The sequence below is a fragment of the Cupriavidus sp. JZ107 genome (assembly GCF_053903255.1).
Genome location: NZ_CP096481.1, coordinates 2614010 through 2638203 on the forward strand (window position 1 = coordinate 2614010; position 24194 = coordinate 2638203).

Here is a 24194-nt window from a genome sequence, read left to right on the forward strand (position 1 = left end):
GCGAGCGAAACGATGACCATGGAATCGAAGAACATCAAGGCCGGACACGGCGGTTGCCCGATGTCGGGCGGCGCGGCGCACCAGGCAGAAGGGACCGGCGAGGCTGGCACCCGGTCCGGCGACCAGTGGCACGGCGCCCAGCTCGACATGCGCCAGCAGATGAGCTACGGCGACTATCTGGCGCTGGACCAGATCCTGAACGCCCAGCATCCGCTGTCGCCCGATCACAACGAGATGCTGTTCATCGTCCAGCATCAGACCACCGAGCTGTGGATGAAGCTGATGCTGCATGAGCTGCGCGCCGCGCGCGAGGCGGTGCGGCGCGACGACCTGCCGCCGGCGTTCAAGATGCTGACGCGGGTGTCGCGCATCATGGACCAGCTGGTGCAGGCCTGGAACGTGCTGGCGACGATGACACCGCCGGAGTATTCGGCGATGCGGCCCTATCTGGGGATGTCGTCCGGCTTCCAGTCGTTCCAGTACCGCGAGATCGAATTCATCCTCGGCAACAAGAACGCGGCAATGCTGCGCCCGCATGCGCACCGCCCGCAGCACCATGCGCTGGTCGAGCAGGCGCTGCGCACGCCGTCGTTGTACGACGAGGCGATCCGGCTGATGGCGCGGCGCGGCTTTCCGATCGATGCGGCCTGTCTCGAGCGCGACTGGACCGAGCCGGCCGGCTACAACGCCTCGGTCGAGGCGGCGTGGCTCGCGGTCTATCGCCAGCCCGAGGCGCACTGGGAGCTGTACGAGCTCGGCGAGAAGTTCGTCGATCTGGAGGATGCCTTCCGCCAATGGCGCTTCCGCCATGTCACCACGGTCGAACGCGTGATCGGCTTCAAGCGCGGCACCGGCGGCACCGAGGGCGTCGGCTATCTGCGCAAGATGCTCGACATCGTGCTGTTCCCCGAACTGTGGAAGCTGCGTACCGACCTGTGACCGGTGCGTGAATCCAGAACACCGGTCGTCCCCGCGAAGGCGGGGACCCAGCGACTTTCAAAGACACTGGATTCCCGCTTTCGCGGGAACGACATCCCGGTTGTTCGGATGCTTTCAGCGTTTCGAACGGCTGCCCTCAGCGCGTGGCCCCGCCCGCCCCTTCCGACAGCCGCGCCGCCAGCGCGCGCAGCGCGGGCGCCAGCGCCTGGTGGAACGTCGCTTCGTCGACGCTGCCATACGACGCGCTGCAGCTAAGCATGTGGATGTCCTTCTCGCCGATCGGCCGGAATGCCACCGCGCAGGCGTGGATCGCCGGATGCCAGTCGCGGAACGAGGCCGCGTAGCCGCGCTGCTCGGCCTCCGCCACCGCCGCCCGCATCGGCGCCTGCTGCGCCTTCCATTGCTCGGGATAGGCCTGCGCGAATTCGGCCAGCAGGCGTTCGCGCTTCGGCCCGGGCAGCGCCGCCAGATAGGCGCGCCCCATCGAGCTTGATACCAGCGACAGCCGCGATCCGACGCCGAGCCCCAGCATCGAGCCGGCATCGTTGCGGATCGACTCCAGATAGATGACCTCCAGCCGCTCGCGCTTGCCGAGCGACACCGACACGCCATGCGTCTGCGCGAACGCCAGCATATGGGGCCGCGCCAGCGCTACCACGCCGGAGGCCGACAGGTAGGCAAATCCGAGCGCCAGCACGCCGGCGTCCAGCGCGTACTTCCCCAGGCTCTCGTCGTAGCGCAGATACCCCCGTTGCACCAGCGTGCCGGCCAGGCGGCTGACGGTCGCCTTCGGCAGGCCGGTACGGCGTACGAAGTCCTGGTTGCCCAGCATCGACTCGCCGGTGCGAAAGCACCGCAGCAGCTCCAGGCCACGGGCCAGCGCGGTGACGAAGTTCGGATCGCTCTCGCGCGCCGCACGGTCGGGCTTGGCCTCGGGGGCGGCGGGGGCGGCGGCAGAAAGCACGTCGGAGTTGGCCACGGCGGGCTCCTCGGTCGAAGGCGTTGAGATGCGGTGAAAGGAAAGTCGGGACGTTTCGGGACGTGTCGCGACGGCAGGACATGGCTGTTGCCGGCCGGACGCTTTGCGCTATACTAACGCATCGGAACATGGTTCCGCAATGCGGAACTACAAAACAAGACCGGCGGCACGCCGCCAGCCGGTCCGCCGCGCCGATTTCCAAGTTCCATTTCAAGTTCAATCACGCTGACCCGCGTTCACCGCTCTACCGAAGGAGACCTCGATGGCCGCCAACGCCGAATTCCACTGGGCCGACCCGCTGCTGCTCGACCAGCAACTGACCGCCGACGAGCGCATGGTGCGCGACGCCGCCGCGGCCTACTGCCAGGACAAGCTGATGCCGCGCGTGCTGGAGTCGTTCCGGCATGAAAAGACCGACGCGACCATCTTCCGCGAGATGGGCGAGCTCGGCCTGCTCGGCCCGACGATTCCCGAGCAGTACGGCGGCCCGGGGCTGAACTACGTCAGCTACGGCCTGATCGCCCGCGAGGTCGAGCGCGTCGATTCGGGCTATCGCTCGATGATGAGCGTGCAGTCGTCGCTGGTGATGGTGCCGATCTACGAATTCGGCAGCGAGGCGCAGAAGCAGAAGTACCTGCCCAAGCTGGCCACCGGCGAATGGATCGGCTGCTTCGGCCTGACCGAACCCAACCACGGCTCCGACCCGGGCTCGATGGTGACGCGCGCGAAGAAGGTGGACGGCGGCTACGAGCTGAGCGGCGCCAAGATGTGGATCACCAACTCGCCGATCGCCGACGTGTTCGTCGTGTGGGCCAAGCTGATGGGCGAGGACGGCAAGGAGGCCATCCGCGGCTTCATCCTCGAAAAAGGCTGGAAGGGCCTGAGCGCGCCGGCGATCCACGGCAAGGTCGGGCTGCGTACCTCGATCACCGGCGAAATCGTGATGGACCAGGTATTCGTGCCGGAAGAGAACCTGATGCCGGGCGTCAGCGGCCTGAAGGGTCCGTTCACCTGCCTGAACTCGGCCCGCTACGGCATCGCCTGGGGCGCGCTGGGCGCGGCCGAATTCTGCTGGCATACCGCGCGCCAGTACACGCTGGACCGCAAGCAGTTCGGCCGCCCGCTGGCCGCGACCCAGCTGGTGCAGAAGAAGCTGGCCGACATGCAGACGGAAATCACGCTGGGCCTGCAGGGCTGCCTGCGCCTGGGCCGGATGAAGGACGAGGGCACCGCGGCGGTCGAGATCACCTCGATCATGAAGCGCAATTCGTGCGGCAAGTCGCTCGACATCGCCCGCGTGGCGCGCGACATGCTCGGCGGCAACGGCATCTCGGACGAGTTCGGCGTGATCCGCCATGTGGTCAACCTCGAGGTGGTCAACACCTACGAAGGCACGCACGACATCCACGCGCTGATCCTGGGCCGCGCGCAGACCGGCATCCAGGCCTTCTTCTGAGCGGCCTTGCGCTGAACCGGGCCGCGCAAGCAAGCACGGCCCAATAAAAAGGCCCGGCTGTCGCCGGGCCAAAGCACACTACCAAGGAGACGACGGGCGAACCCGTCGGTACGACACCGTTGCCGCCGCCCCGGCCCGCTTGCACCACGCGGACCCGGGCGGCGTTTTCGTTTCTGTTTCCGTTACCGTTTCTGTTTCTGTCTCCGTTCCCGGGACACTTATTGCTGCTTGTCCGGCTGCGGCGTCATCCGCAGGTACGGGCGAATCGCCTTGTAGCCCTTCGGGAACTTCTGCTTGATCACCTCTTCGTCCTTCAACGACGGCACGATCACCACGTCCTCGCCCTGCTGCCAGTTGCCCGGCGTCGCCACGCTGTGCTTGTCGGTCAGCTGCAGCGAATCGATGACGCGCAGGATCTCGTTGAAGTTGCGGCCGGTGCTGGCCGGATAGGTAATGATCAGCCGCACCTTCTTGTTCGGATCGATCACGAACAGCGAGCGCACGGTCAGCGTCTCGTTGGCGTTCGGATGGATCATGTCGTAGAGCTCGGACACCTTGCGGTCGGCGTCGGCCAGGATCGGGAAATTGACCTGGCAGCCCTGCGTGTCGTTGATGTCCTGGATCCAGCCCAGGTGCGACTCGACCGGGTCCACCGACAGCGCGATCGCCTTGACGTTGCGCTTGGCAAACTCGTCCTTGAGCTTGGCCGTCAGGCCCAGTTCGGTCGTGCAGACCGGCGTGAAATCCGCCGGATGGGAGAACAGCACGCCCCAGCTGTCGCCTAGCCATTCGTGAAAGCGGATGCGGCCTTCGCTGGAATCCTGTTCGAAGTCCGGCGCAATGTCGCCTAGCCTCAGTGCCATGGTTTGCCTCCTTGCCTGTCAGTCGTCAGTGGTCTGTCCAATGATGCTTGCCTCCGGGCAAGCCAGCGCCCGGACTCAGACCAGTCTATTCCGATTGCGGTGAGACACAAACAAATATAAAGTCACTACAACATCACGCGAAGTCATTTGCCGAATCAATCGTCGAAGACTTCGGCGTGACGCCGAAACCCGCCGCCACCTCGCGATCGGGACGCGCCGGACGGGCGCGCGACGCCTGACGGCGTGCCGGCCGGGCAAAACCACTAAGGTTTGCATCGCGCTGCGCCGATGTCCTACATGACTTGTAGGACTCGCTGTCTTGAAACCATTGCTGAGCGCCGCATATCCTAGGAAATGCTTGGACCGCAGCAAGGCGAAGACACCCTACGAGAGCGAGGAAGGCCAACATGCAACTATCCGAAACAACCGCCCGCAACCAGGAGAAACTGATGAGCGATGTCAAAACCGTCCTGTCCGATGCCGAGGAGCTGCTCAAGCAAGCCGCCTCGACCACCGGCGAGAAGGCCGCCGAACTGCGCGAGCGTGGCATGGGCCTGCTGAAGCAAGCCAAGGAAAAAGCGCAGGACCTGCAGGACGCCGTCGTCACCAAGAGCAAGGCCGCGGCCCGGGCCACCGACGACTACGTACATGACCACCCCTGGCGCGCGGTCGGCATCGCCGCCGGCGCCGGTCTGCTGATCGGCCTGCTGCTCAATCGCAAGTAAAGCCAGCCGGTCGGGCCGGCGGAGCCAGCCGGTTCCCGCGCCCGACCGCGACTTGCCGGCCTGCGCCGGCGCCCAGCCGGGCCCCCGTTCGCGGGCGCCCGTGGCGCGCCGACGGCGCGGGCCCCCTCCTGCCGGGTGCCGCGACGCGGCGCATGACGACACTCCAATCAGCGGAACCGCATGACCGACACCTCCTCACCCAAGTTACTGGACTCGCTGCGCACACTGGGCAGCTCGGTGGCGGCGATGGTGCAGACCCGACTGGAGCTGGCCAGCGTCGAACTGTCCGAGGAAAAATCCCGGCTGTTGCGCATGGCGCTGCTGGCGCTGGTCGGCCTGATCTTCTTCGGGCTCTCGCTGTTCGCGTTGACCGGCCTGATCGTGCTGCTGTTCTGGGACAACTACCGGGTGCAGGCGCTGGGCGCGGTGGTCGTGGTCTATCTGCTGCTCGGCGGCATCTGCCTGCTTGCAGCCCGCAACATCATCCGCAATTCGCCGCCGATGTTCGAAGCCACGCTGGCCGAAATCGACAAGGACCGGGAGAGCCTGCGCCAATGACACCGACCCCCGCTCCAACACCGGCCTCCACACCGGCCCCCACGCCAGCCGCATCCGCGGGATCTTCGGCCGACGCTTACGCCGCGCCCTCGGCCGCGGCGCTGAACGAAGCCGGACTGCCGCCGATGGCGCCGACCGGCGTCGGCGCCCGGACCGCCCGATCCGAACCGCCGGCACGCCGGCGCACGGACCGCGAAGTGCGGCTGCCGCTGGCGGTGCGCAAGGAACTGCTGATCACGCGCGCGGCGCTCGAGCGCTACGACTGCGCGCAATCGCTTGCCGACGTGCGCGCCAGCGTCCGCAACATCGGCCGCATCGGCGCCTGGCTGCCGCGCATGGCGCGGCCCCAGTCGATGTGGAAGCTGCTCGGCATGGCCAAGGACTATCCGGTCATGAGCTCGGCACTGTCGCTGGCGTTGCCGCTGATGCGGCGCGTGCCGGTGCTGCGCTGGGGCTGGAAGCTGTCCAAGCTGGGCGCGGTTGCCGGCGCAGGCTACTGGGCTTGGCGGACCTGGCAGCAGGCGCGCGCGCAGACGCCCGAAGGCAATGTCCCGGCAGCCAGGGCCGCCCGCGACGCCGCCGGCGCGCGCACCGATACCGGTTTTCACGATCCGCTGGTACGCTGAACCGTCGGGACCCGCCGCGGAATACCAGGCCAGCACTGGCATCCGGGCGGGCCGCGGGTTCGCCGGCGCATCGCCCATCCATCTCGTGTCCCTGACACTTCGACACTGAACCGCCATGCACCAGAAGGCCTTCTACATCCTGTTGGCCATCGTCACCATCGCCTTCTTCTGGGTGCTCCAGCCGTTTTTCGGCGCGGTATTCTGGGGCGTGATCCTGGCGATCATCTTCACCCCGCTGAACAATCTGCTGACGCGCAAGATGCGCGGCCATCCGAACCTCGCCGCGCTGATTACCCTGCTGCTATGCCTGCTGGTGGTGGTGCTGCCGATGTTCCTGGTCACCGCCTCGCTGCTCAATGAAACCACCGCGGTGGTGCACCAGATCCGTTCGGGCCATATCAATTTCACCGCCTATTTCGAACAGGCCGTGGCGGCACTGCCGTCGAGCCTGAACTCGGCGCTGACCCGGCTCGAGCTCAACGACGTCGCCTCGATCCAGGAAAAACTGGCCACCGCGGCGGGCCAGATCAGCCAGTACCTGGCCACGCAGGCGCTCAGCATCGGCCAGAACACCTTCCAGTTCGTCATCAGCTTCGGCGTGATGCTGTATCTGCTGTTCTTCCTGCTGCGCGACGGCGCCAAGCTGACGCGCAGGATCCGGCTGGCGCTGCCGCTCAGCGACGAACACAAGCAGATGCTGCTGCTGAAGTTCACCGGCGTGATCCGCGCCACCATCAAGGGCAATATCGCCGTGGCGGCGCTGCAGGGCCTGCTCGGCGGCCTGCTGTTCGCGGTGCTGGGCATCCAGGGCGCGGTGCTGTGGGGGGTGGTGATGGCGGTGCTGTCGCTGCTGCCGGCGGTCGGCGCGGGGCTGATCTGGGGACCGGTCGCGATCTATTTCCTGCTGACCGGCGTGATCTGGAAGGGCATCACGGTGATCGCGTTCGGCGCGCTGGTGATCGGCGCGGTCGACAACGTGCTGCGCCCGATCCTGGTCGGCAAGGACACCAAGATGCCGGACTGGGTGATCCTGATCTCGACGCTGGGCGGCATGGCGCTGTTCGGCATCAACGGCTTCGTGATCGGCCCGCTGATCGCCGCGCTGTTCATCGCCAGCTGGGACCTGTTCGTGTCGATGCGCGAGACCGAGTCGAACACGACGACCACCAAGACGCCGACGCCGCCGACCCAGCCGCCGACGCCGGGCCGCTGAGGGCCGCGCCGAAGGGCACGTCCCCGCCAGTTCCCCGCCGCACCATGCAAAAAGGGCCTGTGACTTGCGTCACAGGCCCTTCGCAATACTGGTGGGTCGTGCAGGATTCGAACCTGCGACCAACGGATTAAAAGTCCGCTGCTCTACCGGCTGAGCTAACGACCCGAAAAAACCGAAGCCGCGATTATAGTCACTGCTGACTGATCATGTCAACGGCAATGCCCTTGGCGGGCTGAATTCGCGGCCGGCCCATGATGCCTGACCCTGCCGCTCAGACCATCCGCTCGAGCCGCCACATCTGATAGCGGAACGCCAGCACGGCGCCCAGCAGAATGCCGGCCAGCGCGATGAAGGAACCGATCGCCAGCGTCGACACGCCCGACAGGCCCTGCCCGATCGTGCAGCCCAGCGCGGTCACACCGCCCGCGCCCATCAGGATGCCGCCGACGATATGGTTGGCGACGTCCTCGGCGTTGCCGAAGCCTTCCCAGCGGAACGTGCGCGAGGCCACCGCATAGGCCGCGGCGCCGGCGATCACGCCGATCACGCTGACGATGCCGACCGTCAGCACCTTGCTCTTGTCGCTGAACATCATCAGCCAGTCCAGCGTATAGGCATACGGCGCGACGAAGCTCAGGCTTTCCATGCGGCCGCTGTTGGTGGCGACGAATACCTCCTCCAGCGTATTCGGGTCCTCCGGCACGAAGCCGAGATGGCCGGACACGTACCACATCGCCACGATGATCAGCCCCACCGCGATGCCGCCGAGCAGGTTGTCGAAGGTGCGAAAACCCTTGCCGGCCAGCGCCCACAGCGACAGCACGCCGCCAAGCAGCAGGCCCAGCACCAGTTGCAGCGTGCCGCGCGACAGGCCGGTCTGCGCCAGCAGCGACGGCAGGTCCTGCGAGGTCGGCAGCTGCATCGCCACGGTGTCGACGGTATTGACGCGAATCACGCCGAACAGCCCGCGCAGCGTCATATAGGCCGACAGGCCCAGGAACACGAACACCACCAGCGACTTCAGGTTGCCGGCGCCGATCCGCACCAGCGTCTTGCTGCCGCAGCCCGACGCCAGCACCATGCCGAAGCCGAACAGCAGCCCGCCGACCAGCGCAGACAGCCAGGCCAGCTTGTCGGCGGCGTAGATGGTCCGCGCCGGATCGATCTGGCCGGACCACGCCAGCACGCCGGTGCCGATCATCGCAATACCGATCGCCAGCACCCACATGCGCATGCGGGTCCAGTCGCCCATGTTGACGATGTCGGAGACGGCGCCCATGGTGCAGAAATGCGTGCGCTGCAGGACCGCCCCGAACAGAAAGGTCAGGGCGAACGTGCAGACCAGCACGGTGCGCGTCAGCGCGGGGACGTCGATTTCAGGCATGGCGGATTGCCGGTGGCGGATCGATAGGAAGTGAGCGGCGCGGCCGCGTCGTTGCGGTCAGGATGCCGCGGCGTTCTGGTAGCGGGTCGGGTCCGGCACCCCGGCGGCCTCGAAGCCCGCGCGGCGGATCCGGCAGGAATCGCAGACGCCGCAGGCGCGGCCCTGTTCGTCCGCCTGGTAGCACGACACCGTCATGCCGTAGTCGACACCGAGCCGGACACCGGCCTGGATGATCTCGGCCTTGGTCATGTCGATGATCGGCGCGTGGACGCGGATGCGTTCGCCCTCGACGCCGGCCTTGGTGGCGAGATTCGCCAGCGCTTCGTAGGCCTGCACGTACTCCGGACGGCAATCGGGGTAGCCCGAGTAGTCGACCGCATTGGCGCCGAAGAACAGGTCGCGGCCGCCGATCGCCTCGGCCCAGCCGAGCGCCAGCGACAGCATGATCGTGTTGCGCGCCGGCACATAGGTGATGGGGATACCGCCGGCCGCGCCGTCGGTCGGCACCTCTAGCGCGTCGTCGGTCAGCGCCGAGCCGCCGAACCGGCGCAGGTCGAGATCGACGATCTCGTGCCGCCTGGCGCCGAGCGCCGCGGCGACACGCCTGGCGGCCTCGAGCTCCGACGAATGCCGCTGGCCGTAGCGCATTGACAGCGCATAGGTTTCGAAGCCCTGGGCCTTGGCCATGGCGAGCACGGTGGCGGAGTCCAGACCGCCGGAAAGCAGGACGATTGCGCGTTGAGTCATCTCGGGGTGGCGCGTGCCGGGGTAGCGGGCGAAGGACCGGGCCGGCCTTCGCGGTAAATCGGGTAACCCGTTATTTTAGCGCGACCACGAAAAAAGGCCCGCTTGCGCGGGCCTTGGCACTTCGGACGCCGGCGTCGCCGCCGCGCAGTCGCGCTACGTCGGGCGCGATCTACTTCAGCGTCTTCAGCCGGTTGCTGGCCGCCTGCGCGCCCTCGGTGCCGGGATACTTGGCCACCACCTGCTCCAGCGTCTTGCGCGCCGCCGCCTTCTGGTTCGACTCCAGCTGGTTGTTGGCGATCGCGATCATCGCGTCGGGCACCTTCGGGTGCGTCGGGCTGGCCTGCACCATGTTCTGCAGCACCGTGATCGAGCCGCGGTAGTCGCGCTGGGCGTACAGCGAATTGCCCAGCCAGTACTGCGCCAGCGGCAGGTATGGGCTCTGCGGATACTTCTTGATGAAGGCCGAGAAGTTGGCGCCGGCGCCCTTGAAGTCCCCGGTCTGGAACTGCTTGAGCGCGGCGTCGTACTCGGTCTTCTCGCCCGGCTGGGCCAGGCCCTGCTGGCCTTCCACGGTGACCTGCTGCGGCTCGAACTTCTTGAGCCGCGCGTCCAGGTCCGCGTAGTAGTCCTTCTGCTGGCGCTGCAGATTGGCGACCTCGTTCTGCAGCACCTCGTTCTGGCCCCGCAGGCGCGCCACTTCCTGGCGCAGCCCTTCGAGCTGGTTCTGGATATCGATCTGGGCGCGGCTGTTCTGGTCGATCCGCTGCGAGGCAGTGGCCTGGAAGCCATTGAACTGCTCTCGCAGCGTGATGATGGCGCGACGCGCCTCGTCATCGTCGAAGACACCGGCCTGCGCCTGGGCGACCGGCAACAGGCCGGCACAAACTGCGGCGACTAGCCACGACAGAGTAGAGACGCGTGCTTTCATGGATCGACTTTCTTCAGCGCAGAATCAACGGATCGAAACGAACCCAGAGGGTATCAATGGACGCGCATCAATAGACGATATCGGCGCGGCGGTTCTCGGCCCACGACGCTTCGTCATGACCGAGCGCCTTGGGCTTTTCCTTGCCCAGGCTGACCGCTTCCATCTGGCTCTCGGGCACGCCCATCGTCGCCAGCGAACGGCGCACCGCCTCGGCACGTTTCTGGCCCAGCGCCAGATTGTACTCGCTGGTGCCGCGCTCGTCGGTGTTGCCCTGGATCAGGATGCGGCGGCTGCGGTTGCCCTGCAGGTACTTGGCGTGCTCGTTCAGCATGCCCTGGTATTCCGGCTTGACGCTGTAGCTGTCGAAGTCGAAGTAGACGCTGCGGCGGGCCAGCGGGCTGTTCGGGTCGTTCAGCGGATCGCGCGAAACGTCGACCGGCGCGACGGCGCGCGGGTCGGTGGTCGCGGCGCCGCCGGTACCGGCGCCGGCCTTGGCGGAGTCGTCGAGCTTGACGCCCGACGAGCAGGCGCCGAGGGTTAGCAGAACGGCGATGGCGAGAGACTTGGTCATCATGTTGGACATGGTAGGAGGCTCCTGTTTCTGTTATTGCATGAAGGGTCCCCAGGACGGCTCGCGAACCTCGCCGGACTGGAGCGACAAAACCTGCTTGGTACGTCCATCGGTCGACACCGCCGCCAGCACCGCGCGACCGCCGACGCGAGTGGCGTAGAGAATGTACTTGCCGTTGGCCGCGAAGCTGGGCGCCTCGTCGTTGGCCGTATCGGTCAGCGCGGTGACATCGCCGCTGCCCAGGTCCATCAGCTGCAGCTTGAAGCCGCCGCCGCGGCTAATGTACGCCAGTTGCTTGCCGTCCGGCGAAACCCGCGGGCTGACGTTGTAGTTGCCCTTGAAGGTCACGCGCTGCGCCGCGCCAGACTCCTCGCCGGCGGCCGGCATGCGGTAGATCTGCGGCGCGCCGCCGCGGTCGCTGGTGAAGTAGATATGGCGGCCGTCCGGCGAATACTGCGGCTCGGTATCGATCGCGCTGCTGCGGCTCAGGCGGCGCAGCCCCGAACCGTCGGCGTTGACCTGATAGATCTGCGTATTGCCGTCGCGCGACAGCGCCAGCGCCAGATGGCGGCCATCCGGCGACCATGCCGGGGCGCTGTTGTTGCCCTTCTGGTTCGACACCAGCGTGCGGCGGCCCGTGGCGAGGTCATGGACATAGACGACCGGCTTCTTCGCCTCGAACGAGACGTAGGCCACCTTGGCGCCGTCCGGCGACCACGACGGCGAGATGATCGGCTCGTTGCTGGTCAGCGCGACGCGCGAATTCTGGCCGTCGGAGTCCGAGATCAGCAGCTGGAAGCGGTTGCCGACGCGCGAGACGTAGGACAGCCGGGTCGCGAACACGCCGCGCTCGCCGAGCAGCTTCTCGTAGATATAGTCGGCAATCTTGTGCGCGGTCACGCGCAGCTGGTCCTGGCCGACGGTAAAGGCCAGGCCGCCCAGGCTGGCGCCCTTGACGGTGTCGTACAGGCGGAAGCGCACCTCGTAGCGGCCGCCGCCGGCGGGGGTCACGCTGCCGGCCACGAAGGCGTCGGCACCGCGGGTCTTCCAGCCGGCCAGGTCGACGTTGGCGGTCTCGGGCACGGTGGCGCCGGCCACGTCCACGTTGCGGAAGCGGCCGCTGCGCTGCAGGTCGGCGCGGATGATCGCCGTCAGATTGGTCGGCGCCGCGCCTTCATTCTGGAAATTGGCAACGGCAATCGGGAACTGGCTGGAGCCGACGCCGGAGATCTCGACGTTCAACTGGGCGTGGGCCGTACCCATCGTCAGCACCATGGCCAGCGCCATGGTGATCCAGGCCAGCACGGCCGAACGGCCGGTGCGCCGGCTGGCGAGGGTGGCCAGGGTGCGTTGGCGGGCGTCGGCCGCCCGATAGGCGAAGCCCCCATGGGCCGGATGGGCCAAATGAGCCAAAAGCGGGGCCCAAAGCGGGGTCAATAGCGATCGCATGCTGCTCCTCTATCTATAACGAGATCGTCAATCGATGCATCGGACGCGTCGGCAACGGCGCGCGGAGCGAGGCGCCGCCGGGCCGCGCCAGGCAACCGCCGATGGTAGCCAGCCGCCCGGCGGCCAGCGATCCCGGTTGCACTATGTTGCAAATCATACGCTTGCCTGCCTCAGTCCTTGGGCCGGAAAGTGATCGTAAAGCTGGACGGCGCCTTGCCGTTGTCGTCGCGCGGCAGCGGGTCGGAGCGCTCGACCGCGCGCAGCACGGCGTTGTCCCACGCCGAATTGCCGCTGGACTTCGACAGGCGGGCCGACAGCAGCGAGCCGTCCGGCGCCAGCGATACCGACACCACCGCGGTCGGGTTGCCCTGCACGTCCTCGGTGAAGACGATGTTCGGCTTGACCCGGCGGCGCACCTTGTCGGCGTAGCCCGGCGAGGCGCGGCCGCCCGAACCGGCGTTGTCCGAGGTGCCGCCGCCCGAGCCGCTGCCGCCGGCCAGCGCCTTCAGGCGAGCCAGCTCGGCCTGGCGCTGGGCGTTGGCGGCGGCCTCGCGCTTGGCCTTCGCGTCCGCATCGGCCTTGGCCTTGGCCTTCGCCTCGGCGTCCGCCTTGGCCTTCTTCGCCTGCTCTTCCTTGCGCTCGGCCTGTTCCTTGCGCTTCTGCTCCTCGGCGCGCTGCTGGTCTTCCTTGCGCTGGGCCTCTTTCCGCTGCTCTTCCTTGCGCTGCTCTTCCTTGCGCAGGGCTTCCTTGCGTTGCTCTTCCTTGCGCTGCGCCTCGCGGCGCTCGGCGGCCTCGCGTTCCTCGCGCTCCTGGCGGGCCTTCAGCTCGGCCTGCTTGCGCGCGGCCTCGCGCGCCTCGGCCTCGCGGCGCTTCTGGCGCTCCAGCGCGATGTCGGCGTCTTCCTCGGGCTTGGGCTGCGCCACCGGCGCCGGCGGCGCCGGGGTTGGCTGGGGCTGCGGCCGCGGGGTCGGCTCGGGAGCCGGGGTATCGGGGACTTCCTCCCACAGCTCGGCTTCGACGCCGGCCGGGGTGCTGATCTGCCAGTTGACACCGTAGTACAGCACGATGCCCAGCAGCAGATGCATGAAGAGCGCCAGCAGGAAGGAGCGCAGCGTGCCGCGTTCCTTGACCGGCTGATACGGGTAGGAGTCGGCGGTCTTCATCGGAAAGGCTAACGGCAGGGTTCCGGGCGACATCCGGTCGTCATCCAGCGGTTACTTGGACTTGACCATCAGGCCGACGCGCTTGACGCCATCGGCCTTCAGTTCGGACATCACGTCGAGCACCGCCTCGTACTTGACCGCGCGGGCGGCGGCAATCACCACCGGCTGGTCCGGGTTCTCGTTCTGGCGCTGGTGCACGAAGTCCAGCAGGCCCTTGGTGTCGAGCTTGCGCTCGAACGATCCGCCCTCGGGATTCTTGCCGCGCGCGGTCAGCGTGCCGTCCTCGTGCACGGTGACGACGATCGGCGGGGTCTTCTGCTGCGGCGTGGCGTCGGCCACGGTCGGCAGGTCCACCACGGCGGGGCTGACGATCGGCGCCGCCACCATGAAGATGACGAGCAGAACCAGCATCACGTCGATATACGGCACGACGTTGATGTCGGCGCTGGCCCGGCGGCGCGAGCCGCCGCGGCGCTGAATGGCTGCCATGCTGCGCTTCTCCTTGGCCTGGCCTTCAGCGGGTCTGCCGCTGCAGGATGTTGAGGAATTCTTCCATGAAGCTCTCGAAGCGGATCGCCAGCCGGTCGATCTCGGTCGCGTAGCGGTTGTACGCGATCACCGCCGGAATCGCCGCGAACAGGCCGATCGCGGTGGCCACCAGCGCTTCGGCGATGCCCGGCGCGACCGAGGCCAGCGTGGCCTGCTGGACGTTGGACAGGCCGCGGAACGCGTTCATGATCCCCCAGACCGTGCCGAACAGGCCGATGTACGGGCTGACCGAGCCGACCGAGGCCAGGAACGGCAGGTGGGACTCGAGCACGTCCATCTCGCGCTGGTAGGCGGCGCGCATCGCGCGGCGGGCCGCGTCGAGCAGCGCGCCGGCGTCGTTGCTGCGCTCGCGCGCCTTCAGGTATTCGCCCATGCCGGACTCGAAGATCCGCTCGAGCGCGCCGGTGCTGTGCCGGTTGTTGGCCGCGCTGTGATACAGCGCCTGCAGGTCGCCGCCCGCCCAGAAATCGCGCTCGAAGCCTTCGGTCTGGGTGCGCGCGGCGCGCAGCGCCATGTGCTTGCGGAAAATATAGGTCCAGGAGAACAAGGACATGACGACCAGCAAGGCCATCACGGCCTGCGCCAGGAAGCTGGCGTGCATCACCAGCGTAAGGATCGACATGTCTTGCGTGACGGTCACGGGATTCATCGAGCGGTCTTGATGGTTGCGAGGACTGGTGCGGGAATCGGGGCCGGGCGGAAGCTGTTGCGGTCCACGCATCCCACCCGGATCGTGCCCGCGGCCAGCATCAGCGGCCCGCGCCACGCTTCCTGGGCGAATTGGACCGAGGCGGGCCCGACCCGTTCAATACGGGTGCGGATCTCCAGCAGATCGTCCAGCCGGGCGGGCGCATTGTATTCCACCGCCGTGCTGCGCACGACAAAGACCACGCCGGATTCGTCGGCGAGGGCCTGCTGCTCGATACCCAGCGAGCGCAGCCATTCGGTGCGCGCGCGTTCGAAAAACTTGAGGTAGTTGGCGTAGAACACCACCCCGCCGGCGTCGGTGTCTTCCCAGTAGACGCGCAGGGGCCATACGAAATTCGTCATGGCCGCGATTGTAACGGACGCGGGCGCGGCCCCGGTGTCACACGGCGTCCGACAACGCAACGCCGGGACCGTCCTACAGACGAACGGCCGCTGCCTGCCCGCCGGCGCCTTGACCCAGGCGGTCCGGCCGGCTTGCGGCGAGCCGGGGCCTCGCGTAAACTCCGGCCAACCATTCCACCTTGCGCGACTGGCGAAGTCAGTGGGTACTACCACGAGGAAGCGCAAGATCTCTGGCGCCACGCCACCGGAAGCGGTCCGATGCCAGGGCGCGATGCCCGGCTCCGGCCCCTTGCGATAGCCGCCGCGCCTGCCGCTCGCCTGGGCCAGCGAATGGGAAGCAGGGTGCGCCCTGCGCCGCCAGCTCCGGGCCCCGCGTCCAGGCCGGCGACGCGGTTCGCATGCGTCTTCCCCGCGCGCCCTACCGTCGTTCCGTTCCCGTATCCTTCGGTCATCCGCCGTCATTGCACGGTTTTCACCGATCCTTCTACAGACGAGTTTTCGCCATGTTCGAACGCAGCCGCTACACGATCGACCAGATCGATCCCGAACTCTGGTCCGCCATCCAGCAGGAAAATCAGCGCCAGGAAGACCATATCGAGCTGATCGCTTCCGAAAACTACACTTCGCCGGCCGTGATGGCCGCGCAGGGCTCGCAGCTGACCAACAAGTACGCCGAGGGCTATCCCGGCAAGCGTTACTACGGCGGCTGCGAATATGTCGACGTCGTCGAGCAGCTGGCGATCGACCGCGTCAAGCAGCTGTTCGGCGCCGAGGCCGCCAACGTGCAGCCGAACTCCGGCTCGCAGGCCAACCAGGGTGTGTTCTTCGCCGTTCTGAAGCCGGGCGACACCATCATGGGCATGAGCCTGGCCGAAGGCGGCCACCTGACCCACGGCATGGCGCTGAACATGAGCGGCAAGTGGTTCAACGTGGTCAGCTACGGCCTGAACGCCGACGAGGACATCGACTACGGCGCGCTGGAAAAGCTGGCCCAGGAAAAGAAGCCGAAGCTGATCATCGCCGGCGCGTCGGCCTTCTCGCTGCGCATCGACTTCGAGCGCATCGCCGCGGTGGCCAAGTCGGTCGGCGCCTATTTCATGGTCGACATGGCGCACTACGCGGGCCTGATCGCCGCGGGCGTCTACCCGAACCCGGTGCCGCACGCGGACTTCGTCACCACCACCACGCACAAGAGCCTGCGCGGCCCGCGCGGCGGCGTGATCCTGATGAAGGCCGAGCATGAGAAGGCCATCAACTCGGCGATCTTCCCCGGCATCCAGGGCGGCCCGCTGATGCATGTGATCGCCGGCAAGGCGGTCGCGTTCAAGGAAGCGCTGTCGCCGGAGTTCAAGGCCTATCAGCAGCAGGTCGTCAAGAACGCCCAGGCGCTGGCCGACACGCTGATCGCGCGCGGCCTGCGCATCGTCTCGGGCCGCACCGAGAGCCACGTGATGCTGGTCGACCTGCGCGCCAAGCAGATCACCGGCAAGGAAGCCGAGAAGATCCTCGGCGACGCGCACATCACGGTCAACAAGAACGCGATCCCCAACGATCCGGAAAAGCCGTTCGTGACCTCGGGCATCCGCCTGGGCTCGCCGGCGATGACCACGCGCGGCTTCAAGGAAGAGGAAGCGCGCCAGGTCGCCAACCTGATCGCCGACGTGCTGGACAACCCGCACGACGCCGCCAACATCGCGCGCGTGCGCGAGCAGGTCGCGGCGCTGACCAAGCGCTTCCCGGTCTACGGCTGATCGGCCGTCGCCGCGCGCCGCCGCCTTGCCGGGCGGCGCGCGGCCGCTCAACCTCCGCCTCCAGGTGGTCCGATGAAATGTCCCTTCTGCGGTCACTCCAATACCCAGGTGCTCGACACCCGCATGTCCGAGGAAGGCGATACCGTGCGCCGGCGCCGCCGTTGCGAGGCCTGCGACCGGCGCTTCACCACCTATGAGCGGATCGAGCTGTTCTTCCCGGCCATCGTCAAGAAGAACGGCAGCCGCGTCGATTACGCACGCAGCAAGCTGAAGGACTCGATGCGGCTGGCCCTGCGCAAGCGGCCGGTATCGGCCGAGGCCATCGACGAGGCGATCGCGCGCATCGAGGAAAAGCTGCTGGCGCTGGGACAGAAGGAAATTCCCAGCAGCCAGGTCGGCGAACTGGTGATGCGCGAGCTGCGCAAGCTCGACAAGATCGCCTATATCCGATTCGCTTCGGTCTATCGCAGCTTCGAGGACGTGTCCGAGTTCTCCGACGTGCTGGCCGAAGTCAGCACGCCCAACGGCAAGCGCTGAGGCGCTGCATGACGGGCAGCGGCGCCTTGCTGGTTGCCGTTGCGGCCTGCGCTGTTGCAAACCTTGTCGAATCCTCCACGATTCGACACCGGATCCCCGCCCGCTGACGATTAATCTGGTCCCCGCTTGTCACGACAGGACCAGAGCGATGGTTGCGATCCCTTCGGCGGCTTCCCCTTCCGTTCTCTACCGTTCCAACCGCGGGCGCGTGCCCCACCGCGGCTACCTGCTGCTCGAATCGCTGGTCGCGCTGGCCGTGCTCGGCATCGGCCTGCTGCCGCTGGCCCGGCTCGGCCCGACCGCGCTGCAATGGTGGCGTGATCCCTTGCTGATCGGCCAAGCCCTGCGGCTCGCCGCCGAGGGCGCGGAACTGGCCGGGCTGGCGGGGCCGGATGCCGTGCCCGATCCCGCCAGGCTGCCCCCGGTCGCGCATGCCGACGGCCTGCCGCGGCCACGCTGGTGCGCGTCGGTGCCGACCGACGCGGCGCAGTCGCACTGTCCGGCCGGCCAGCGCGTCGTGGTGGTCGGCCCCCTGCCTTCGTCGCCCAGCCCGCGCGGCGAAACCGGTGTCGCCCATCCCCGGATCGCGTTGCGCGCGATCGCGCTGCGGTTGCGGCCATGATCGCGATCGTGCCTGGCCCGCGCCGGGCCGCATCGGCCTCGACCCAAGTCACGGCGATACCACGGCCCGCGCGTATGCCCGCCGGATCGTCGCTGGTCGACGCGATGGTCGGCCTGCTGCTCGGCACGCTGGCGACCGGCGCTGCGGCGATGGTGTTCCTGACCGTGCGTTCCGCCTACGCAATCGCCGCCGAGCAGCGCGAGCTCGAACAGCGCGGCGCCGCCCTGCTCGACGCGATTGCCGCGCTGCTGCGCCATGCGGGCTGGCATCCGGATCCGACCACTGCCCTGCCTGCGCCGCTGAGCGGCCGCGACGACTGCGGCCAACCGAGGCTCGGCGGCACGCTCGCTTGCGACAAACCCGGCGTCGCCGGCAGCGATGCGCTGCTGATCCGCTTCGGCGGCGATCATCCGGCCGGCGATCCGGCGCTGCCGGACCGCTATCTGACCGACTGCAGCGGATATCCCGTCCCCATCGCGGCCGTTCCTGCGGAAACCAGGCCGGCGTCGTCGGCGCGAACGGCCGACTATCTGACCGCCAATCTGCTTTACGTCGCCGACGGTGCCGACGGCGAGCCGCAGTTGCTGTGCCGCTACCCGGGGCGCGGCGATGGAGGCAGCGGTGGCGGCAGCGCTGGCAGGACCTGGAGCACCGGGGCGCTGGCCCGCGGCGTCGAGACCCTGCAGCTGCGCTATGGCATCGACCGCGATGGCGATGGCCGCGTCGACACCTTCCTGCGCGCGAGCGAGCTTGCGGCGGCCGGACCCGGTGCGTGGTGCGGCGTGTTGGCCGTGCAGATCGCGCTGGTGCTGCGCACCGGGGTCGGCACCACCGCCGCGCTGCCGCCGCCGCTACCGCTGCCACTGTTGCCGGCGCGCATGGCCGGCGAGCAGGGCGACGATATCGTGTTCCGGCCGCGCTCGCGCCCCAACGCTTCGCGGCGGGTCTTCGCCACCACGGTATGGCTGCGCAATGCGCCGTTCCGCGCGGGGTCGCCATGTTGAAAGCCAACGACGAGGCGATGTCTCGGCAAGCGCAACGCGGCGCCATCACGCTGATTTCCGTGGTCGTGATGTCGACGCTGACGATGGCCCTGGCGGGCGCGCTGTTCGTGCTGCTGCTGGCAGGACATCAGGCGATCGGCCAGCGGCTCGAACGCGAGATTGCGTTCCGCGCCGCCGAGCTTGCGCTGATCGACGGCGAGCGCAATCTGCGCGACATCACGAAGGTAATGGCGGACGCCGCCGCCAGCGCGGCATCGGCCCAGCCTGACCATCGCTTCGCAACATGGCCTGCGCCCGGTCGTTGCGGCACGCAGGCACAGCGCGGCCTGTGCAGCGCCGCCGTGGGCCAGCCGCCACCGTGGCGAGCCTGGATGGGGGTGGGCCTGCCTGCCGACGACATCGGCATCCCGATCGGAACGGAGAGCGGCGCGACGCTGCCCGTCATCCCTGCGGAGATGGCCGGCGCGACCACGGTGCCGCGCTATCTGATCGAACGCCTGCCGCAGAAAGACACCGGCGCATCGGACACCGGCGCATCGGCGCCCGCCGGCGTGCCCGCGCGGCGCTACCGGATCACCGCACTCGGCCAGGGCCGCGATCCGGCCGCCCGCGTGGTGCTGCAAACCGAATGGATCGATCCGTCTCCACGCGACGGAGCCGCAGGCCAGCCGGGACGCGCCGGAATCCGACGCCTCGGCTGGCGCGAACTCGTGCCGCCATATCCGCCATGACGGTACCCCGCCCCGCCGCCTTCACGCTGATCGAGCTGCTCGTCGCGATCACCATCGCCGCCATCGTCGCCGGCATCGCAGCCGCCAGCTGGCATCGGCACCTGCAGCGCAGCTGGCGCGCGCAGGCGCGCACGGCGCTGATCGCGGCGATGCTCGAACTGCAGCGCCACGCGATGACGCGCGGCAGCTTCGCCGACGACAGCGGGCACCGTCCCGCCGGAAGCTGGCCACAGTGGGTACCGGCACCGCCGGCGCGCCCGCAATACCGTCTGGCGGCGTTGGCCTGCATCGATGCCAGCCCGCGCGATGCCGACCTCGACCGTTGCATCGAACTGCATGCCGTGCCGCAATGGCCCGACCCCGACTGCGGCACGCTGATCCTGCGCAGCACCGGTGAGTGGCTGATGAATCCGCCTGGCACGGGGCGCCCGGTACCATGGCCCGAAGGGTGCTGAGCGCGCGCCGCGGCGATCGCTGGTGGGCCTGCCAGGACAATACGGGGACCACGCTGATCGAATCGCTGGCCGCGCTGGCGATGACGGCACTGCTGACCGCCGCCGGCTACCCGTCGTATCGCGATGCGCTGGAGCGCCAGCAGGTCCGGGTGGCCGCCGACCTGCTGGCGGCCTCGATCGAGACGGCGCGCGCGTTCGCGCTGGCCAGGCGCGGCACCGTCCTGCTGGCGCCGCGTCCAGGCATCGCCGACTTCTCGCGCGGCTGGCGTATCGTGGCGGTGGAAGCAAACGACGCCGATGAGACCGGCGAGGCCCCGACGCTGTCGGTGGTGACCCTCGGCGCCGCCTGCCTGCGCGTCGCGCTGCGCGCCACCGACGGCAGCCGCGCGCTGCGGCTGGCGCCTGTGGGATACTCTCGGTCGGAACGTGGCGGCTTCTACGCGGCCACCTTTACCCTGCGCTGCGGCGATGCGCAGCGTCAGGTCAGGCTCGGCGCGCTGGGCCGCTTGCGCATCTGTACGCCCGGGCAGGACGCCGACTGCGACAGCCGGACCGACGCCGGGCCCTGAGCCACGCCGGCCCGGAAGCACGGCCCGGCATGCCGGATCCGTCCACGCCAGCCAAGTGCGCCAGACCAATACGCCCGACCGATACGCCCGACCAATACGCCCGACCGATACGCCCGACCAATACGCCCGACCGATACGCCACCCATCACGCCAGTCAGGCCCGTCAAGACAACCGGCAGGAAACCGCCCACTCATGTTCTCCGAAACCGATCACGCCGCCATGCAGCAGGCCCTCGCGCTCGCCGCGCGCGGCATGTTCATCACCACGCCGAATCCGCGCGTGGGCTGTGTGCTGACCAAGGGCGGCAAGGTGATCGGCGAAGGCTATACGCAGCCCGCGGGACAGGACCATGCGGAGATCCAGGCGCTGAAGAACGCCGCGGCGCGCGGCTTCGACCCCGCCGGCGCGACCGCCTACGTCACGCTGGAGCCGTGCAGCCATTTCGGCCGCACGCCGCCGTGCGCCGATGCGCTGGTGCGCGCCGGCATCAAGCGCGTGGTGGCGGCGATGGAAGATCCGAATCCCACGGTGTCGGGACGCGGCCTGCAGCGGCTGCGCGATGCCGGCATCGACGTGCGCTGCGGCCTGCTGGAGAAGGAGGCGCGCGATCTGAACATCGGCTTCGTCTCGCGGATGACCCGCGGCCTGCCGTGGGTCCGCGTCAAGGTCGCGGCCTCGCTCGATGGCGGCACCGCGCTGCACGACGGCACCAGCCAGTGGATCACCGGCCAGGCCGCGCGCGACGACGGCCATGCCTGGCGTGCGCGCGCCTGCGCGATCCTGACCGGCATCGGCACGGTGCGCGACGACGACCCGCAGCTGACCGTGCGTGCCATCGACACGCCGCGCCAGCCGCAGCGCGTGCTGATCGACTCGCGCCTCGAGGTGCCGCTGGACGCGCGCATGCTGACGCCGGACACCGGCGAGTTCGCCAAGCCCGTGCTGGTGTTCTGCGCGATCGATGACCACGCGCGCCGCACGGCGCTGGAGGCGCGCGGCGCCGAAGTGGTGGTACTGCCCAACGCGCACGGCAAGGTCGAGCTGCGCCGCATGCTCGAGGAACTGGGCCGGCGCGGCATCAACGAGCTGCATGTCGAAGCCGGCTTCAAGCTGAACGGGTCGCTGATCCGCGAGGGCTGCGCCGACGAACTGCTGGTCTATCTGGCGCCCCGGCTGCTCGGCGACGCCCAGGGCATGTTCAACCTGCCGCCACTGGCCCGGCTGCAGGATGCCCCGGCCTTCCGCTGGCACGACGTGCGGCAGATCGGCGACGACCTGCGGCTGATCGCGCGCCGCCATCCGGCGGGCTGAGCGGCACGTCTTTCTTCGGGCTGCTAGCATGCCGCTTTCGCTTTCCCCCTTTCGCTATCCCTTCTATTCCTGCTGACCAGACCATGTTTACTGGCATTGTGGCGGCCGTCGGCCGCATCGACTCCGTGACGCCGCTGGGCGACCAGAACTCCGACGACGCCGGCGTCCGCCTGCGGATCGACGCCGGCGGGCTCGACCTGTCCGACGTGCAGATCGGCGACAGCATCGCCATCCAGGGCGCCTGCATGACCGTGGTGGCGCTGCAGCCCGGCCGCTTCGACGTCGACGTCTCGCGCGAATCGCTGGACAAGACCACCGGCCTCGCGCAGCCGGGCCGCGTCAATCTGGAAAAGGCGCTGCGGCTGGCCGACCGGCTCGGCGGCCACCTGGTGTCCGGCCATGTCGACGGGCTCGGCGAGGTCACCCATTTCGCGCCGGTCGGCGAATCGCACGAGCTGCGCGTCCGGGCGCCGCGCGAGCTGGCGCGCTATCTGGCCTACAAGGGCTCGGTGGTGGTCAACGGCGTCTCGCTGACGGTCAACCGCGTGGTCGACCAGCCCGACGGCTGCGAATTCTCGATCAACCTGATCCCCCATACGATCGAGGTGACCACGCTGCAGGACCTGCGTCCCGGCGCCAGCGTCAATCTGGAGATCGACCTGATCGCCCGCTATGTGGAGCGGATGCTGAGCGCCGACGGCAAGGCGGGCCAACCCCTCTGAGGGCCACGCGGGCCGGCCCGGCTCCCGTGCTCGGGCCCGCCGCCGGGCCCCTTGCCCCCGGCTCGCATCGCGTACAATGCCGGGTTAAACCGCGCGCCGCCCCGGCGCGCCGCAGTCGCCTCACGGGTACCGCCCGGGGCCGCCCCGCCAGACTTTCCTTTGCCTACCTCATGACGATCGCCCCAACCGAAGACATCATTGCCGAGATCCGTGCCGGCCGCATGGTCATCCTGGTCGACGAGGAAGACCGCGAGAACGAGGGGGATCTGGTGCTGGCGGCCGATTTCGTCACGCCCGAGGCCATCAATTTCATGGCCAAGTACGGCCGCGGCCTGATCTGCCTGACGCTGACGCCCGAGCGCTGCCGCCAGCTGGAACTGCATCCGATGGTCAGCCGCAACGGCACCCCGCACGGCACGGCCTTCACGGTGTCGATCGAGGCGGCCGAAGGCGTGACCACCGGCATTTCCGCGGCCGACCGCGCCCGTACCGTGCAGGCCGCCGTCGCGCGCGACGCCAGGCCCAGCGATCTGGTCCAGCCCGGCCACATCTTCCCGCTGACCGCCCAGCCCGGCGGCGTGCTGATGCGCGCCGGCCATACCGAGGCGGGCTGCGACCTGGCCGCGCTGGCCGGCGTGACCCCGGCCGCGGTGATCTGCGAAATCATGAAGGACGACGGCACCATGGCGCGGCTGCCGGACCTGATCGAATTTGCCGAGCTGCACGGCCTGAAGATCGGCACCATCGCCGACCTGATCCACTACCGCAGCCGCACCGAATGCATCGTCGACCGCGTCGGCGAACGCACGATGCAGACGCCGTATGGCATCTTCCGCAGCATCGCGTACCGCGACAAGCCCAGCGGCCACGCCCATCTGGCGCTGATCAAGGGGGAGCCGCAGCGCGACCGCGAAACGCTGGTGCGCGTGCACGAGCCGCTGTCGGTGCTGGACCTGCTCGAAGTCTCCCGCACCACCCACTCGTGGACCGTGCCGGCGTCGCTCGAAGCGATCGGCGCGGCCGACAGCGGCGTGATGGTGCTGCTGAACTGCGGCGACAGCGCCGAGCGCCTGTTCGCGCAATTCAGCGCGCTGGACGAGCCGCAGACGCGCACCCCGCGCAAGCCGGACCTGCGCACCTACGGCATCGGCGCGCAGATCCTGCGCGACGTGGGCGTCGGCAAGATGCGCGTGCTGGCCTCGCCGCGCAAGATGCCGAGCATGACCGGCTACGATCTCGAAGTGACCGGCTACCAGCCGATGAACGGCGACGACGACTGAGCGTCCCCCCA

The 24194-nt window shown here is 68.4% G+C and carries 27 protein-coding genes, 1 tRNA gene and 1 riboswitch; of the genes, 16 read left to right on the forward strand and 12 right to left on the reverse strand.

Features of this window, described 5'->3' with window-relative positions:
* Positions 1–60 precede the first annotated feature (60 nt).
* On the forward strand, positions 61–939 hold the full coding sequence (kynA, locus tag M1D55_RS21470) for a tryptophan 2,3-dioxygenase (RefSeq protein WP_456282746.1): 879 nt from the start codon (positions 61–63) through the stop codon (positions 937–939).
* Positions 940–1075: 136 nt separating this feature from the next.
* On the opposite strand, the gene M1D55_RS21475 is transcribed toward kynA, so the two are convergent.
* Complete coding sequence (locus M1D55_RS21475) at positions 1076–1903, reverse strand: IclR family transcriptional regulator (protein ID WP_456282747.1); 828 nt, start codon at positions 1901–1903, stop codon at positions 1076–1078.
* Positions 1904–2180: 277 nt separating this feature from the next.
* Between M1D55_RS21475 and M1D55_RS21480 the strand changes: the two genes are divergently transcribed.
* Positions 2181–3374, forward strand: a complete 1194-nt coding sequence (locus tag M1D55_RS21480; RefSeq protein ID WP_006578460.1) for an acyl-CoA dehydrogenase — start codon at positions 2181–2183, stop codon at positions 3372–3374.
* Between the two features lie 218 nt (positions 3375–3592).
* Here M1D55_RS21480 and M1D55_RS21485 read toward each other — a convergent pair whose 3' ends face one another.
* Entirely contained in the window at positions 3593–4237 is a 645-nt protein-coding gene (locus tag M1D55_RS21485; RefSeq protein ID WP_023263675.1) for a peroxiredoxin, read from the reverse strand.
* A gap of 407 nt (positions 4238–4644) precedes the next feature.
* Here M1D55_RS21485 and M1D55_RS21490 point away from each other — a divergent pair, with 407 nt between their 5' ends.
* From M1D55_RS21490 to M1D55_RS21505, 4 genes are all read left to right on the forward strand, one after another.
* Positions 4645–4962 carry a DUF883 family protein gene (locus tag M1D55_RS21490; RefSeq protein ID WP_315904136.1) on the forward strand — a complete coding sequence of 106 codons (318 nt, stop codon included), beginning with the start codon at positions 4645–4647 and terminating at the stop codon, positions 4960–4962.
* Positions 4963–5142: 180 nt separating this feature from the next.
* A complete protein-coding gene (locus M1D55_RS21495) occupies positions 5143–5520 on the forward strand; it encodes a phage holin family protein (protein ID WP_064572827.1) in 378 nt (125 codons plus the stop codon).
* A gap of 125 nt (positions 5521–5645) precedes the next feature.
* Positions 5646–6146, forward strand: a complete 501-nt coding sequence (locus tag M1D55_RS21500; RefSeq protein ID WP_456281785.1) for a DUF3318 domain-containing protein — start codon at positions 5646–5648, stop codon at positions 6144–6146.
* A 115-nt stretch (positions 6147–6261) separates the two neighbouring features.
* Complete coding sequence (locus tag M1D55_RS21505) at positions 6262–7359, forward strand: AI-2E family transporter (protein WP_006578190.1); 1098 nt, start codon at positions 6262–6264, stop codon at positions 7357–7359.
* Between the two features lie 89 nt (positions 7360–7448).
* On the opposite strand, the gene M1D55_RS21510 is transcribed toward M1D55_RS21505, so the two are convergent.
* From M1D55_RS21510 to ybgC, 10 genes are all read right to left on the reverse strand, one after another.
* A tRNA-Lys gene (locus M1D55_RS21510) sits at positions 7449–7524 on the reverse strand.
* A 106-nt stretch (positions 7525–7630) separates the two neighbouring features.
* Positions 7631–8743 carry a YeeE/YedE family protein gene (locus M1D55_RS21515; RefSeq protein ID WP_456281786.1) on the reverse strand — a complete coding sequence of 371 codons (1113 nt, stop codon included), beginning with the start codon at positions 8741–8743 and terminating at the stop codon, positions 7631–7633.
* A 57-nt stretch (positions 8744–8800) separates the two neighbouring features.
* On the reverse strand, positions 8801–9490 hold the full coding sequence (gene queC, locus M1D55_RS21520; RefSeq protein WP_456281787.1) for a 7-cyano-7-deazaguanine synthase QueC: 690 nt from the start codon (positions 9488–9490) through the stop codon (positions 8801–8803).
* A 169-nt stretch (positions 9491–9659) separates the two neighbouring features.
* Entirely contained in the window at positions 9660–10418 is a 759-nt protein-coding gene (ybgF, locus tag M1D55_RS21525; RefSeq protein ID WP_006578188.1) for a tol-pal system protein YbgF, read from the reverse strand.
* A 67-nt stretch (positions 10419–10485) separates the two neighbouring features.
* On the reverse strand, positions 10486–11001 hold the full coding sequence (gene pal, locus M1D55_RS21530; protein ID WP_023264086.1) for a peptidoglycan-associated lipoprotein Pal: 516 nt from the start codon (positions 10999–11001) through the stop codon (positions 10486–10488).
* A 21-nt stretch (positions 11002–11022) separates the two neighbouring features.
* Positions 11023–12276 carry a Tol-Pal system beta propeller repeat protein TolB gene (tolB, locus tag M1D55_RS21535; protein ID WP_052511336.1) on the reverse strand — a complete coding sequence of 418 codons (1254 nt, stop codon included), beginning with the start codon at positions 12274–12276 and terminating at the stop codon, positions 11023–11025.
* A gap of 332 nt (positions 12277–12608) precedes the next feature.
* Positions 12609–13601 (reverse strand): cell envelope integrity protein TolA, encoded by a 993-nt coding sequence (tolA, locus tag M1D55_RS21540; RefSeq protein WP_232204952.1) that lies wholly within the window; start codon positions 13599–13601, stop codon positions 12609–12611.
* 51 nt (positions 13602–13652) lie between these two features.
* Entirely contained in the window at positions 13653–14090 is a 438-nt protein-coding gene (gene tolR / locus M1D55_RS21545) for a protein TolR (protein ID WP_006577785.1), read from the reverse strand.
* A 25-nt stretch (positions 14091–14115) separates the two neighbouring features.
* Complete coding sequence (tolQ, locus tag M1D55_RS21550; protein ID WP_023264902.1) at positions 14116–14799, reverse strand: protein TolQ; 684 nt, start codon at positions 14797–14799, stop codon at positions 14116–14118.
* Entirely contained in the window at positions 14796–15200 is a 405-nt protein-coding gene (gene ybgC / locus M1D55_RS21555) for a tol-pal system-associated acyl-CoA thioesterase (protein WP_006577787.1), read from the reverse strand. Before ybgC ends, tolQ begins: the two co-directional genes overlap by 4 nt.
* A gap of 173 nt (positions 15201–15373) precedes the next feature.
* A riboswitch (ZMP/ZTP riboswitch) is annotated at positions 15374–15475 on the forward strand.
* A gap of 228 nt (positions 15476–15703) precedes the next feature.
* Here ybgC and glyA point away from each other — a divergent pair.
* The 10 genes from glyA to ribBA all read left to right on the forward strand — a co-directional run bounded on the left by glyA (position 15704) and on the right by ribBA (position 24183).
* Complete coding sequence (gene glyA / locus M1D55_RS21560; protein ID WP_006577788.1) at positions 15704–16951, forward strand: serine hydroxymethyltransferase; 1248 nt, start codon at positions 15704–15706, stop codon at positions 16949–16951.
* Positions 16952–17023: 72 nt separating this feature from the next.
* Positions 17024–17488, forward strand: a complete 465-nt coding sequence (nrdR, locus tag M1D55_RS21565) for a transcriptional regulator NrdR (RefSeq protein WP_006577789.1) — start codon at positions 17024–17026, stop codon at positions 17486–17488.
* Between the two features lie 148 nt (positions 17489–17636).
* Positions 17637–18110, forward strand: coding sequence for a type IV pilus modification PilV family protein (locus tag M1D55_RS21570; RefSeq protein ID WP_456281788.1), 474 nt, complete (start codon positions 17637–17639; stop codon positions 18108–18110).
* Between the two features lie 74 nt (positions 18111–18184).
* Entirely contained in the window at positions 18185–19114 is a 930-nt protein-coding gene (locus M1D55_RS21575; RefSeq protein ID WP_456281789.1) for a PilW family protein, read from the forward strand.
* Complete coding sequence (locus M1D55_RS21580) at positions 19108–19845, forward strand: pilus assembly protein (RefSeq protein WP_232204842.1); 738 nt, start codon at positions 19108–19110, stop codon at positions 19843–19845. Before M1D55_RS21575 ends, M1D55_RS21580 begins: the two co-directional genes overlap by 7 nt.
* Positions 19842–20300, forward strand: coding sequence for a prepilin-type N-terminal cleavage/methylation domain-containing protein (locus tag M1D55_RS21585; RefSeq protein ID WP_456281790.1), 459 nt, complete (start codon positions 19842–19844; stop codon positions 20298–20300). The genes M1D55_RS21580 and M1D55_RS21585 overlap by 4 nt, the downstream gene beginning before the upstream one ends.
* On the forward strand, positions 20282–20869 hold the full coding sequence (locus M1D55_RS21590; protein ID WP_456281791.1) for a GspH/FimT family protein: 588 nt from the start codon (positions 20282–20284) through the stop codon (positions 20867–20869). Before M1D55_RS21585 ends, M1D55_RS21590 begins: the two co-directional genes overlap by 19 nt.
* Before the next feature lie 193 nt (positions 20870–21062).
* On the forward strand, positions 21063–22181 hold the full coding sequence (ribD, locus tag M1D55_RS21595) for a bifunctional diaminohydroxyphosphoribosylaminopyrimidine deaminase/5-amino-6-(5-phosphoribosylamino)uracil reductase RibD (RefSeq protein WP_456281792.1): 1119 nt from the start codon (positions 21063–21065) through the stop codon (positions 22179–22181).
* A gap of 83 nt (positions 22182–22264) precedes the next feature.
* On the forward strand, positions 22265–22903 hold the full coding sequence (locus tag M1D55_RS21600) for a riboflavin synthase (RefSeq protein WP_006579653.1): 639 nt from the start codon (positions 22265–22267) through the stop codon (positions 22901–22903).
* A 170-nt stretch (positions 22904–23073) separates the two neighbouring features.
* The gene (ribBA, locus tag M1D55_RS21605) at positions 23074–24183 is read left to right on the forward strand and encodes a bifunctional 3,4-dihydroxy-2-butanone-4-phosphate synthase/GTP cyclohydrolase II (RefSeq protein ID WP_456281793.1); all 1110 of its coding nucleotides are present in this window, start codon (positions 23074–23076) and stop codon (positions 24181–24183) included.
* The last annotated feature ends 11 nt before the right edge of the window (positions 24184–24194 follow it).